At 35.7% G+C, this 12,356-nt stretch carries 14 protein-coding genes; 6 read left to right on the top strand and 8 right to left on the bottom strand.

Features of this window, described 5'->3' with window-relative positions:
* Positions 1–23: 23 nt before the first annotated feature.
* Entirely contained in the window at positions 24–1,262 is a 1,239-nt protein-coding gene (locus ACOCEA_RS14970; RefSeq protein WP_420757076.1) for an ammonium transporter, read from the top strand.
* A gap of 125 nt (positions 1,263–1,387) precedes the next feature.
* On the top strand, positions 1,388–2,455 hold the full coding sequence (locus tag ACOCEA_RS14965) for a porin (RefSeq protein WP_420757075.1): 1,068 nt from the start codon (positions 1,388–1,390) through the stop codon (positions 2,453–2,455).
* 69 nt (positions 2,456–2,524) lie between these two features.
* On the opposite strand, the gene ACOCEA_RS14960 is transcribed toward ACOCEA_RS14965, so the two are convergent.
* The 3 genes from ACOCEA_RS14960 to ACOCEA_RS14950 all read right to left on the bottom strand — a co-directional run bounded on the left by ACOCEA_RS14960 (position 2,525) and on the right by ACOCEA_RS14950 (position 5,179).
* Positions 2,525–3,178 (bottom strand): DUF1684 domain-containing protein, encoded by a 654-nt coding sequence (locus ACOCEA_RS14960; RefSeq protein ID WP_420757074.1) that lies wholly within the window; start codon positions 3,176–3,178, stop codon positions 2,525–2,527.
* 18 nt (positions 3,179–3,196) lie between these two features.
* On the bottom strand, positions 3,197–4,609 hold the full coding sequence (locus tag ACOCEA_RS14955; RefSeq protein ID WP_420757073.1) for an alpha/beta hydrolase: 1,413 nt from the start codon (positions 4,607–4,609) through the stop codon (positions 3,197–3,199).
* 117 nt (positions 4,610–4,726) lie between these two features.
* A complete protein-coding gene (locus tag ACOCEA_RS14950; RefSeq protein ID WP_420757072.1) occupies positions 4,727–5,179 on the bottom strand; it encodes an Lrp/AsnC family transcriptional regulator in 453 nt (150 codons plus the stop codon).
* Between the two features lie 181 nt (positions 5,180–5,360).
* Between ACOCEA_RS14950 and ACOCEA_RS14945 the strand changes: the two genes are divergently transcribed.
* The 3 genes from ACOCEA_RS14945 (at position 5,361) to ACOCEA_RS14935 (ending at position 7,961) form a co-directional block, all read left to right on the top strand.
* On the top strand, positions 5,361–5,690 hold the full coding sequence (locus ACOCEA_RS14945) for a hypothetical protein (RefSeq protein ID WP_420757071.1): 330 nt from the start codon (positions 5,361–5,363) through the stop codon (positions 5,688–5,690).
* Positions 5,691–5,794: 104 nt separating this feature from the next.
* Positions 5,795–6,646 carry a formyltetrahydrofolate deformylase gene (purU, locus tag ACOCEA_RS14940; protein WP_420757070.1) on the top strand — a complete coding sequence of 284 codons (852 nt, stop codon included), beginning with the start codon at positions 5,795–5,797 and terminating at the stop codon, positions 6,644–6,646.
* Positions 6,647–6,770: 124 nt separating this feature from the next.
* On the top strand, positions 6,771–7,961 hold the full coding sequence (locus tag ACOCEA_RS14935; protein WP_420757069.1) for a tyrosine-type recombinase/integrase: 1,191 nt from the start codon (positions 6,771–6,773) through the stop codon (positions 7,959–7,961).
* A 10-nt stretch (positions 7,962–7,971) separates the two neighbouring features.
* Here the strand turns inward: ACOCEA_RS14935 and ACOCEA_RS14930 are convergent, their stop codons facing one another.
* The 5 genes from ACOCEA_RS14930 to ACOCEA_RS14910 all read right to left on the bottom strand — a co-directional run bounded on the left by ACOCEA_RS14930 (position 7,972) and on the right by ACOCEA_RS14910 (position 10,977).
* Positions 7,972–8,217 carry a hypothetical protein gene (locus ACOCEA_RS14930; RefSeq protein WP_420757068.1) on the bottom strand — a complete coding sequence of 82 codons (246 nt, stop codon included), beginning with the start codon at positions 8,215–8,217 and terminating at the stop codon, positions 7,972–7,974.
* Positions 8,217–9,239, bottom strand: a complete 1,023-nt coding sequence (locus ACOCEA_RS14925) for a relaxase/mobilization nuclease domain-containing protein (RefSeq protein ID WP_420757067.1) — start codon at positions 9,237–9,239, stop codon at positions 8,217–8,219. The genes ACOCEA_RS14930 and ACOCEA_RS14925 overlap by 1 nt, the downstream gene beginning before the upstream one ends.
* Positions 9,236–9,577, bottom strand: a complete 342-nt coding sequence (locus ACOCEA_RS14920; protein WP_420757066.1) for a plasmid mobilization protein — start codon at positions 9,575–9,577, stop codon at positions 9,236–9,238. The genes ACOCEA_RS14925 and ACOCEA_RS14920 overlap by 4 nt, the downstream gene beginning before the upstream one ends.
* A gap of 316 nt (positions 9,578–9,893) precedes the next feature.
* A complete protein-coding gene (locus ACOCEA_RS14915; RefSeq protein WP_420757065.1) occupies positions 9,894–10,034 on the bottom strand; it encodes a hypothetical protein in 141 nt (46 codons plus the stop codon).
* A gap of 565 nt (positions 10,035–10,599) precedes the next feature.
* Positions 10,600–10,977 carry a hypothetical protein gene (locus ACOCEA_RS14910; protein ID WP_420757064.1) on the bottom strand — a complete coding sequence of 126 codons (378 nt, stop codon included), beginning with the start codon at positions 10,975–10,977 and terminating at the stop codon, positions 10,600–10,602.
* 92 nt (positions 10,978–11,069) lie between these two features.
* Here ACOCEA_RS14910 and xerA point away from each other — a divergent pair, with 92 nt between their 5' ends.
* Positions 11,070–12,197 carry a site-specific tyrosine recombinase/integron integrase gene (gene xerA / locus ACOCEA_RS14905; protein ID WP_420757063.1) on the top strand — a complete coding sequence of 376 codons (1,128 nt, stop codon included), beginning with the start codon at positions 11,070–11,072 and terminating at the stop codon, positions 12,195–12,197.
* Positions 12,198–12,356 lie beyond the last annotated feature (159 nt).

Raw genomic sequence — 12,356 nt, 5'->3', positions numbered from 1 at the left:
TCAACTAACTAAAATTATTTAACATGGACGCAGGATTATTTACAGCGAATAACGTATGGATGATGTTGGCTACCGCACTGGTATTCTTCATGCATACAGGTTTTGCCTTTTTAGAGATAGGCTTAACAAGACAAAAAAACACAATCAACATATTATTTAAAAACATATTTATTATCACTGGAGGCCTACTTTTATACTATGCTTTCGGATTTAACCTTATGTATCCCGGTTTTGAAGATGGGGATATGGGAATTTTAAAATTTGCAGGATTTGGAATTGCTGCACCAGAAGGAGGAATGACTCCAGATTATGCAGATGGCGGTTACACTTGGTGGACAGATTTTCTTTTCCAAGGGATGTTCGCAGCAACAGCAGCTACAATTGTATCTGGTGCAGTTGCAGAACGTATTAAAATTGGCTCTTTCATGATTTTCACAGTTATCTACGTAGGATTGGTATATCCAATAGTAGGTGCATGGAAATGGGGCGGTGGTTTCTTGGATTCTTGGGGCTTCTATGACTTTGCAGGTTCTACCTTGGTACATTCAGTAGGTGGATGGGCAGCTTTGGTAGCTATAACTTTGTTAGGTGCTAGAATAGGTAAATTTGGAAAAGATGGCAAACCTAAGGCTATACCAGGTCACAGTATTCCTATGGCAACCGCAGGTGTTCTTATCCTTTGGTTAGGATGGTTTGGATTTAACGGTGGCTCTGTGTTATCTGCTGATCCTGAATTAACTTCCTTAGTATTGGTTACTACAAGTTTAGCTGCTGCTGCTGGTGGATTTGGGGCCATGATCACCTCTACGGTTTTATATAAGAACTTGGACCTTACCATGTTCCTAAATGGTATCCTAGGTGGTTTGGTTGGTATTACTGCCGGAGCAGATTTAATGTCTCCTAACGAAGCTGTAATCATTGGTTTCCTTGCAGGTATTATTATCGTATTGGGTGTTGCCTTAGTTGATAAGTTAAAACTAGATGACCCGGTAGGCGCTGTAGCTGTTCACTTAATCTGTGGTATCTGGGGTACATTGGCCGTTGGCCTTTTTGGAAGCATGGCAGGTGTAGATCAGTTCATGACCCAGTTATATGGTGTATTGATAGTGGGGGCATTCTGTATAGTTACTTCAGGTACTATCCTTGGAGTATTAAAAGCCACTTTAGGCCTAAGAGTATCAAAAGAAGAAGAGTTGGAAGGACTAGACATTCACGAACATGGGATGGATGCTTATGCCGACTTCAGAATGAACCAGCACTAACAAACTAAATCACAGAAAAGAAAAACGGAGCGTTTTGCAGAACGCTCCGTTACATAACCTTTTCAAAAACAATTCAAATTCATTTATCTCAAAACAATCCTAAAAAGGATTTAAAATTTAAATTTATGAAAACGATTATAAATACAAAACTCGTAAAAAATTTATTTGTATCAGCATTTGCACTTTTAACTGTTTCTGCAGTAGTAGCTCAGGAGGAAGAAGCTGATTCTCCAAAATTTAGTTTAAGTGGTTCTATAGATGCTTATTATAGGGCTAACCTTAACGCTGGAAACGGTGTTGATGCACAAGCGCCAGGTAGTTCTTTCGCCAACTTGCCAGGTTTTGCCTTGGGTATGGCAAACGTAGTTGCTGCATATGAGGGAGAAAAAGTTGGTTTTGTTGCCGATTTAGTTTTTGGACCTAGAGGAACAGATGCAATTTTTGCATCTCCAATGTACTCCGCAACAGGTGATATAGTAAACCAATTATATGCTTACTGGAATGTTAGTGACGCGGTTACTTTAACCTTTGGTAATTTTAATACGTTCTTAGGGTACGAAGTAATTTCCCCTGTAGCAAACTTTAACTACAGTACATCCTACTTGTTCTCATACGGACCTTTCTCTCACACAGGATTAAAAGCCGATTTTGCATTATCCGATGATTTTAGTTTAATGCTTGCAGTAATGAATCCTACAGATTTAACTGAGTTTAACCCAGTTGGACAGTATGCTTATGGTGTACAGTTAGGATATAGTGGACAATACGCAAACTTATTGATTGACAACGGTTCTTACGAGATAGATTTCACTGGTGGTTTTGACCTTTCAGATTCCTTCTTCTTAGGATTGAACGCTGCATACTTTAGTGGTGATGAGAATGACGGTATCGGAAGCTTTGCCGGTGTAGCGGTTTACCCACAATTGGCAACTTCTGAAAACTTTACTATTGGATTAAGGGGCGAATATTTCTCTGAAACAGATTTCTTTGGTGCAATAGGTGCTACAGATGCTAATGGCGATGCAAGTGTTTTTGCCGTTACCTTGACAGGAAGTGCCACTATTGGTAATTTGATCATTAAGCCAGAATTACGTTTGGACAGTACATCTGAAGATACAACGTTTGTTAATGGTGATGGTGAAGCAATGAGCAGCCTTTCATCTTTTGTATTGGCAGCCGTATATTCTTTCTAAACGCAAGATTAGTTGGTTGATTTTTTATAGTTTTAAGCATGAAAAAACCCGGTGATAACACCGGGTTTTTTATTTTTCACCAAAGGCTTTTACACCTGCCAAAACCTTAGTGTCCAGATTGTTTTTAGAAGGCACCAAAGGACAGCTATATTTTTTATTATAGGCACAGTAGGGGTTATAAGCCCTATTGAAATCCAACACAATAGTATTACCCTCAGGTATTTTTAAATCCAAATAACGACCACCGTCATATGTCTCATTTCCATTGGTAACATCTGTAAATGGTAAAAACAGATAATCTTCATAACCTTCTTCCAATATCAATTCTGGATTTTGATAAATCTCTAGTTCGTAACTGTCCCCATTAAGTTCAAATCTTACTATACCATAAACTACTTCTGTAGATTTTCTATCTGTAGTGGTCGGCATTAAAAAAGGCAAAGCTTCAGGTGTCCTTATAAATTTAGCTTCCACCACATAATTGGTATCAGGATTAAAGAAGTCAAGCCCTTCAAAATCTTTCCTATATCGATCTGGTAATGGAGAACTATCTGGATTTTTAAATTCCGAATTTAAGTCATCTTGAAAAGCTAGTATACCAGCTAACTTATCGGTCTTAATTAACACATTATCATGATTCTTTACATCATGATATTTTTTCCCTTGCTTACAACTGACAATGAGAATAAAAGTAAAAATAAAATATGTTTTAAAAATTTTCATCGAACTAATTCCCTGATTTTACTCCTTAATTATTTTGTAACGGGCATCATCAAAATAGGTTTCAATCAATTTGTTAAATTCTGGAGTAATACGCAATAATGCGGTATCTTCCAATGCATAAATACTTGCCTTATCCCTATATCCATTTCTTAGCAATTCCTCCAAATAAAACAGTGCGGTTCCAAAATCCTCAACTTTAGAGCTACTGGAAATAATTTTTAAATAACTATCATAATTACTGGGGTCGGTAATCGTTTGTAACATGTATAAGAATTCCAAGGCCGATAGATCTGCGATTTTTTGCACGTTTATAAAATCTATATTATCTTGAATTAATGCATTAATGTATCCCCGTAATCTTTTACCCATTTGTTTTTCAAATGGATTGGAGCTTTCTTGCAATTTATCCAACTCGGTCATTTGAAAATTCCACCATCCCAAATTGTTATAATTATAAGTGGCTACATCTTCCTCTAGGTAAAAATTATAATCATCCTTTGTAAAAGATTCTTTTAAAAAAAAGTTATTCTGTATTCTTTTGCTGGTTTTGTAAGAAATACTTCGTTTAAGTAGTTTTATGGAGCTTTTTAATGTATCAATATCATAAAAAGACCTGTATACCCGCATTGCGTTAGTCAACTTATTTTCTGCCAATAAAGGCTTACCATCCGTAAAGCTATTATTTGCCTCTAACAACTCGTTCTCATAGGATTGTTTAATAAATAGGTCATCTTTGGCAACATTACCTTTTTCCATTTGAGATATGGTAAAAATACGCATCGCTTTTTTTATCAAATCAATTTCTGGCCATACATGACCACCATCAAAAAGCAATAACTGATTAGGGAAATTTAATTTGTTCAAATATTGTCTTGTATCTATCATATCCACATAGTTGTAATCCTCCCTACCAACTATTCCGATAAAATAAAATGGGTTTTTAGAATTCAGTATTTCAAGGTTACCCACTGAAGCCCCACAGGAAACAACACCACTTATTTCATTAATAAAAGTTGGTATAATAGATGCAAACCTGGCTCCATTGGAAAATCCTAATGTGTAAGTGCGATCCTTTTTAATTTTGAACATACCAAAGACCTCATTGAACATTCTATTGGCAACCAATATATTTTGTGAAATACTTAGACTGTCATTTAAATTATTAGAACTAGCCATGATATAACCTTCAGCATCGGCAGCTTCCTTTAGATAGGACAATGCTTGCTTTCCCTTTCCATCCATATCAATAACAAATACTACTGGCCAAGTCTTTTCTATATCAAAGTTTGTTGGAAGGTAAACGGCAAAGGTTTCTTTTACAGTGTCGTTAACTACAATACCGTCATTAATAGCCCCTTTCAAAAGCTTTATTTGTTGCGAAAACAGTAAAAAAGGAAGGATAAAAAATAAAGAAGCGGTAATTTTTCTCATATTAAATAGCATATCAAAAATAAAGCCAAAATTTCATTATCAATTTAATAATATTCCACATAGGAGAAGCCTTTATACCTTTCAAAGATTTAACTTAACCTCAATGGTCGGGTGTTATCATCCATTTATTTTGTTTATTGGCGCATCCGATATTACCTGTGACAAAACTACGTTTGTCCTAGTTTCCCCATACTGAATCAGTTTATCTATAAATTTCTCCAAATGAAACTGGTCTTTAAGGATTACCTCCATAACTATGTTCTCAGTACCTGTAATTCTATAGCAGTTGACTACTTCTTCAAAGGTTTCAACAATAGCCAAGAAAGGCTTAAGTTTTCCCATAAATGCCTTTAAGGTAATAATCGCCTTTAACTGGTGTCCTGTACTTGAATGTGATATTTTGGCATGGTATCCTTCAATAATTCCTAAATCCTCCATTTTTTTTACGCGCTCACCAACCGCAGGAGCTGTCAAGCCTACTGACCTACCTATGTTTGCGAAAGATTCCCGAGCGTTATGCTGTAGTTTTTTAAGGATTTTCCAATTAATGTCGTCAATTTTATGTTTCAAAAGTTTAAAAGATTAAATACTACGTTTCAATAGCAAAATTACAAATTTACTATTGAATACAAAGTATAATCTCCGATTCCTACAGTAATTTTATAGTATAATAATTCAAACTATTTGACTGGTGTCACAAAAAAATTTAAGACATATTCCTGTGTATAAAAAAGCGCTTGAACTTTGTAAAATGAGTAGGGAGATTGTGTCTTATGTAACCTTAAATAAAGATTTACTGTACTTATATAAATCTAAAAGTCATAGGGACATCATGGCAGATTCATTATTGACGGACGCCATTCTAATTCCACAAAAAATTGCCCAAGTAGAACAAAGTCAGTCTAATAGTGAAAGAATGCAAAATGTTTCTTTCATAAATATTATGATTAGAAACATAAATTCTTATTGTTTGGGATTAGAAAAAGATGGACTGAAAGAAATAGAATATCTAGACCTACTACGAAACGAGATAAAAAGTTTTAGGAAGCACTACAAGCAATGGAAACTATCGCTTAAATAAGTACTATTTAAAAACACCTGCCCCAACCTGTTATTATAATCACATAAATTGGCTTTAGCCATAAAGGTTAAAAAGTTACTTTTGGTGTTTTAAAATATTCAACATTGAAAGTAATTATTCTTATTAATTGTCCGGACAAAACTGGAATCGTTAGCTCCGTTACAGGTTTTATTCATGCCCAACATGGTAATATTGTTTATCTAGACCAACATGTGGACAAATCTGCCAATGTATTTTTCATGAGGTTGGAGAGTGATTTTACTCAGAAGGATTTTGATGTTGAAGTGCTAAAATCAAGTTTTAAAAATGATATTGCCACTAATTATCAGATGGACTGGAGCATGCATGTTGATGGCGTAAAACCCAAAATGGCAATTTTTGTCTCTAAATACAATCACTGCCTATATGATTTGTTAAGCCGATTTAATTCTGGTGAGCTTGATGTAGAAATACCCTTCATATTAAGTAACCATCCAGATTTAAACTATATAGCAGAGCAATTTGATATTCCTTACCATTATATTCCATTTTCAAAATCCAATAGGCAAGAAGCAGAACAAAAACAACTGGACCTACTGGATAAGTACAATGTTAATTTTATCGTTTTAGCGCGCTACATGCAAATAGTGAGTGAAAAACTAATTTCGAAATTCCCTAATAAGATCATAAATATCCATCATTCATTTTTACCTGCTTTTGCTGGAGCCAAACCGTATCATGCCGCATTTGACAGAGGTGTTAAAATTATCGGCGCTACGTGTCACTATGTTACGGAAGAATTAGATGCAGGACCAATAATAGAACAAGATGTAACAACCGTATCGCATACACATGCCATTACTGATTTTATTAGCAAGGGAAGAGATTTAGAAAAAATAGTTCTTTCTAGAGGTGTTAAACTCCATATTTTAAGAAAAACTATGGTCTACAACAATAAAACAGTTATTTTCTCGTAAAATGCCTTATTTCCAGCAATTACAGTACCTAACTCGTTGTTTTTCAAGCTTCGAATTTTTTATATTGTTTTATTTTTGTTTATTTTGGTTATGATTTCGAACTAATTTCGAACTAATTAAAAAAATGAACTTCAATTTCTACCTCTCCTCATATATAAAGAAAAATGGAACTCAATTGATAAGGCTAAAATTGGAAACCTCACAAAAGGATGTTCAATATTTGGATACTGGAATTTCAATAAAAAGAAATCAGTGGGATATAAAGAAAAAGAAAATTAAAAAACATGTTTTGGAGGAACAGTTGAATGGGTCTCTTGTGTCCATGCTGAATGAAGTACAGAAAATCTATTATGGAAATGCTGGTGTAAGTGCAAAAAGGTTATTAAAACTAATTAAAAACAGGCAGAAATATGCATCCATGTCATTTGTGGATTTCTATCAAAATTACATTGATGAAAAGAAACTAGAAGGTAAAATAAGAACTGCCATTTCTCAGCAAAAAAGTTTAAACAAATTTAAGGCGTTTGTTGGGAACATTAATTTTTCAGAATTAACTATTGAGCTTGTTCGAGATTATGAAAAAGACATGTTAATAAAGGGCAACAAAACAAATACGATTTCCTTAAACATCGACAATCTAAAGAAAGTAATGAACATAGCTGAAAAACAAGGTTTAATTATTAATAACCCTATTAAATCCTACAAAACCAAAAGGGAACATTCTGAAAAACAATTTTTGAGTGTACAAGAAATCGATAAACTTTCCCAACATAATTTAATGGCTGGCAGGAAAGGTATGAATGTAGCCAGAGATATCTTCTTATTTTCCTTTTATGCAGCAGGAATGCGATTTTCCGACGTTTGTAAACTAAAATGGTCCAACATTTCGGAAAACCATATCGTATATGTCATGTCAAAATCAAAGGAGAGGGCTGGATCGAAAAGAACCGTTCCTTTAAACAATTCTTCTTTGGAAATACTTAAGAAATATGAAGGTCGTAATGCAACTTTCATTTTTCCTCCTTTATATGGATGGGAAAATAAAACCAAGGAAGAAATCGAAACTCGAATTATGTCAAAAAATCAAATGCTTAATGTTTCACTTAAATTATTAGATAAACGTTTAGGTTTCGGTAAAGGTTTAAGTTTTCATATGGCTAAACATTCCTTTGCAGATTTTGCTGTGAAAAATAACACGAGTTTATTGATGGCTTCTAAATTACTGGGGCATACAAAATTGTCTACTACTCAACACTACTTAAAAGACTTTTATCAAAAAGAACAGGTTGATGAAATGAATAGGTTGTTTGGGTAATGTGAAATAGTTAGTTTATCGTGATATAATACCCATTATTGACCTTGATAGATATTTCACCTTTCCGCAATTTTAAGTTTATTCTTTCAATGTCTTCCCTAGGATACAGATATTTTTTACCCACTTTAAAGAAATCGACCAATCCTTGATCACGTAGTGACTGCATTATCTGTCCATTATAGGAAATACCCAATCGCACGCAAAATGCCCTCCCTGTAAGATTCAATGGTTCTATATGTACGACCGCGGTTTTCACTACCTACTTCTCCCTTTTTTTCTGCGCCTTCTCCAGAGCGGGCCATCCAATTCGTTTCTATAAGTATTGAAGGCTTCCGGACTTAGGATATCTTTTTCAGAAAGTCCCAAATAATCCGTTGGTTGGCCAACAATTTTCCCTGCCCTGCCGATAGTACTTTTTGATTGTTTCGTATTTTCCCCTGGCCCTTCTTTACCTGCGTCAATCCCTCTAAAATCTCCTTGTTCTGCTGCATTAGTTTGGAGAATAACTGCACTGTCTCTGATTTGTTCATAGTCAATTTGTTTTATGATGTTGTTCCATGAATATTGTCTTCCCAAACTGCTCCCTTTATAAATAATCCCTTCGTAGCTGAAAGAAACACCGGAAACTCTTCCTGTAGTCTTGCTGATATTAAATTTTGGCATAATCTCCCTTGACTGCAATTGATATATGAACTCCTCGATATTTCCCGAGCGTTTCAATGCCTCCATCAGTTGGTGTTGCATTATACTTTTTGTCGGTGCGCTGCCCGTCCGAAGTGTTTTCTCAATTTCCTTTTGGGTTAGGGCTGCTCTTCGCACAGAAGGTTCATCAGGAAGTAGGGAAAGTCCATATTTCTGTTCTAATTTCCTTACCAAACTTTCACTTCTCTTATAGTCCTTACTATCGCTGACCAAGTTTCCGGAATATTTTACCCTGTTCGCCACAATGTGGATGTGTTGGTGACTTTGGTCATCGTGACGGTAAATGATATATTGGTTATCGTCGAATCCCATTCCCTTTAGATAGTCCAATCCCATAGAAACAAAATTTTTATCGTTCATTTTTTCATCGGGCGGAAGGTTCAGGGAAACATGGTACACGGCTTTGCCCAACCTGGGACGCAACTGCCTGACCAAATTGAATTCCTTGGACATCTCCACCGCGCTGCCCAAATCGATGTTGGCATCCAGTGCAACAGCCTGGCCTAGTTCAACCTTTTTTTGGTTGTAGGCCAACAGTCCATAAAAATCCTTTCCCTTTATCTGCTTGGCTATCATTTATCCTTGATATTTGATTTTAATTCGCCCAATAGATGCCGTAGTTCTGACAATTGTAGAGACAGCTTTTTTGGAGAGTGCATGCGCAGATGGGAATTTTTAGAAAGTTGGTTGATGTTGTTGCCTATACGGCTCAACTCTACGAACAGTCTTCTATCCTCCGGTGTCACTTTGGTTCTCGGGAGCGGTCTTCCTATTAATTTTTTTCGGATATAATCCGGTATTCCCATACCCAATGTTGCCGCATTACCGGAAACGATCAAGTATTCGTTGACCGTCATACGAACGTTGACCCGTATCGCTTTCAATGATTCAATATCCTTTTTTGGACGTGCCATAATTCTGGGGTTTGGGGAGGAACCCAACAAGCCTGCGAACAAAGTGAGCAGTTTTTGCTTGCAAAAACATGGCTTGCTACGTGACCTCCGATTAACTTATGGCAAACCTAAGGGCAAGTGAAGAATTAGATTTTAAGTGCTGTACATAAAGTAGTGTACACCACTTTTTAGGAACAAATTGGAATTTTAGGGTATTCATGAAGCTTAAGGTATTCGGTTTGGCCTGGCTAATATTCAGACCGATTAATGTATAAGGGCAACCTTTGCCTATACTGTTCGTTAAGGCACATAGTTTACACAAGTTAAAGATTAAGGTTTACACTAAATTAATTTCCAATCTTGTTGCTTGTTCTTTATTTCTTAGATACTTTTCATCAAAGAAACCTAAAAATACGTTTCTATAAAATACCCTCCAAATGCCGTTTCCCATTTCCTGGATACCAACATATTTACCCATTAATGAAGCAGTTACATATACCCAGTAATAGGATAGTTAATGGGTACCGAAGGACCACTTTTTCCTTTGAGCGGTTACCATCTTTCACCAGACCGTCATCAACCTAGGCGATAGCGACTATATTCTTCCCCCTAGCCACAAAAAGCTTAAAAATGGGGCTTGGGTGTCTCCAGCGGAGGTCCTAAATATATGGACAGGGAAAAGAAAACGTTAAAAGTTTACGGTGTGCATAAAGAAACGCTCACATTTTAACTGATGCTATAGGAGGCATTCGATATATAGCATGATAGTTATATCACATTAGTGCATCAGGGCACTATTGCATCACTAAATTGAATATAGCTATATAGCTATGGCCAAATGATGCTATGGTCATATGCCCATATATTATTAAAGTCATATTTGGAGAAGCAGAACTAAATGACTTGTCTGGATCTGTTCATCATTAAATTATTCAAGGGATTTTCCAAGAATCATTAATTGGACTTTAAAATAATACCCCGAAATGACACAAATTGACTCAGAAGCCATAGGTAGACGGTTATTTCATGGATAGTAAATTAATTCAGTTCATGTACTCCTGCCATGTGACCAGCACATATTTCTCCTTCCCGTTCTCAGTTCTTTTTAAAAATCCGTATTCGTACACGAATAGGTAAACCTCCCCTTTTTGGTTTTTCCAATAATGTGAGAAAAATTTAGGGTCAAAACCCAGATCCAAAAGAACTTTACTGCGTATGGTTACTTTTCCTCCTTTGTTGTACTCTTTTAAGATCTTTCGGTTCAATTTAAGTTGGTTGTCCACCTTATTAAAAAAACGTTCCGGTCTTTGCTTTTCCTTTTGGTACTGATAGGCGCTTTTACATTGGGGATCACAAAATTTCTTATCCGTTCTACCCTCTAATTCTTTACCGCATTGTAGACAATCCTTGTAAATTCTCATTTAAGATTATTTAATAGTGCATTATACGTATCCTATCCGTATAAGGTACGATAAAATCAATTATTACAATTAAATTGACAAAAAATATCATTATGGACACTCACCAAAGTATTACCATCAAACATTTACTTATCAATAATCAAAAATGCATAGGTCTGCAATTCAACACCAACAAAGTATTACAGGCATTGGTGGATTCTTTGCCAAACGTAACCTGGAGCAAATCCTTTGGTATGTACCATATCCCAAATAACAAAGCCAATCTAGAGCGTATTTTTAAAACGTTCAGAGGGGTGGCCTGGATAAACGGGAACTATTTTTTTACGGAACGTATCATTACCAGTGACAATCCTGAACTTAACCTGGCGCAGATCAGGAACCGCCCTGAAAGAAAGGATTATAAGAAATGTCCTGAACAATACCTCTTAAAATTAGAGTTGAAAAGATATGCGGAAAATACGGTCCGCAATTATGTATCATGCTTCGAAGCTTTTATAAATCATTATTTTGATACGGATCCAGAAGATTTGAACGAAATGGATGTACGCAATTATCTTCAAAAATTAGTACAGGAAGACAAATCGAACTCCTATATAAACTTAGCAGTCAATAGTATAAAATTCTATTATGAGATTGTTTTGGGAATGCCAAATAGGTTCTATTCCATTGAAAGACCAAGAAAACAGAAGCAATTACCAAAAGTGATTTCCAAGGAAGAGATTATCAAAATCATGGAGAACACCAACAATATTAAGCATAAATGCATTGTGGGCCTTCTTTACTCCTCAGGACTTCGACGGAACGAACTTTTGAACCTTAAGGTTACGGATATCGATAGCCAAAGAATGATCGTGAATATTTTAAACGGAAAAGGGAACAAGGATAGATATAGTGTCCTAAGCCCGAATATGCTCAAGGACCTAAAGACCTACTACAGGGAATACAGACCTGTTAACTATCTTTTTGAAGGTGCTTATGGAAATAGGTATAGTGGCTCAAGTGTGGTAAATATAGTGGATGCAGCGGCCAAAAAAGCTGGAATTATGAAAAAAGTGACCCCGCATATGCTGAGGCATAGCTTTGCGACCCATCTTTTGGAAAATGGTACGGATATAAGGCATATACAACTTCTTCTTGGGCATAGTTCTACCAAAACAACCGAAATTTACACCCATGTAGCCGACCGTTCCTTCATGAATATTAAAGATTTACTATCTTAGTTTACATAAGTGGGATATCAACAATTGTGTATATCCTATTGTTAGAGGTCATTGTGCAAGCACCGCAAAAAGAAACAGTTAAAAATTAATCTTTTCTTAACACCAACCATCCTACAAACCACCAAAATAAAATTTGTGTTACAAACCAAAATGCTTCTT

Source organism: Maribacter luteocoastalis (assembly GCF_048890225.1).
Lineage (GTDB): Bacteria > Bacteroidota > Bacteroidia > Flavobacteriales > Flavobacteriaceae > Maribacter > Maribacter luteocoastalis.
This window is presented reverse-complemented; position numbering and strand designations above follow the sequence as displayed.

Excerpts from the sequence above, each read along its gene's own strand:
- ACOCEA_RS14925 (WP_420757067.1), bottom strand. The coding sequence starts at position 9,239 with ATGATAGCCAAGCAGATAAAGGGAAAGGATTTTTATGGACTGTTGGCC.
- ACOCEA_RS14920 (WP_420757066.1), bottom strand. The coding sequence starts at position 9,577 with ATGGCACGTCCAAAAAAGGATATTGAATCATTGAAAGCGATACGGGTC.
- ACOCEA_RS14935 (WP_420757069.1), top strand. The coding sequence starts at position 6,771 with ATGAACTTCAATTTCTACCTCTCCTCATATATAAAGAAAAATGGAACT.
- ACOCEA_RS14970 (WP_420757076.1), top strand. The coding sequence starts at position 24 with ATGGACGCAGGATTATTTACAGCGAATAACGTATGGATGATGTTGGCT.
- ACOCEA_RS14960 (WP_420757074.1), bottom strand. The coding sequence starts at position 3,178 with ATGAAAATTTTTAAAACATATTTTATTTTTACTTTTATTCTCATTGTC.
- ACOCEA_RS14945 (WP_420757071.1), top strand. The coding sequence starts at position 5,361 with ATGAGTAGGGAGATTGTGTCTTATGTAACCTTAAATAAAGATTTACTG.
- ACOCEA_RS14965 (WP_420757075.1), top strand. The coding sequence starts at position 1,388 with ATGAAAACGATTATAAATACAAAACTCGTAAAAAATTTATTTGTATCA.
- ACOCEA_RS14915 (WP_420757065.1), bottom strand. The coding sequence starts at position 10,034 with ATGGGTAAATATGTTGGTATCCAGGAAATGGGAAACGGCATTTGGAGG.
- xerA (WP_420757063.1), top strand. The coding sequence starts at position 11,070 with ATGGACACTCACCAAAGTATTACCATCAAACATTTACTTATCAATAAT.
- ACOCEA_RS14910 (WP_420757064.1), bottom strand. The coding sequence starts at position 10,977 with ATGAGAATTTACAAGGATTGTCTACAATGCGGTAAAGAATTAGAGGGT.
- ACOCEA_RS14955 (WP_420757073.1), bottom strand. The coding sequence starts at position 4,609 with ATGAGAAAAATTACCGCTTCTTTATTTTTTATCCTTCCTTTTTTACTG.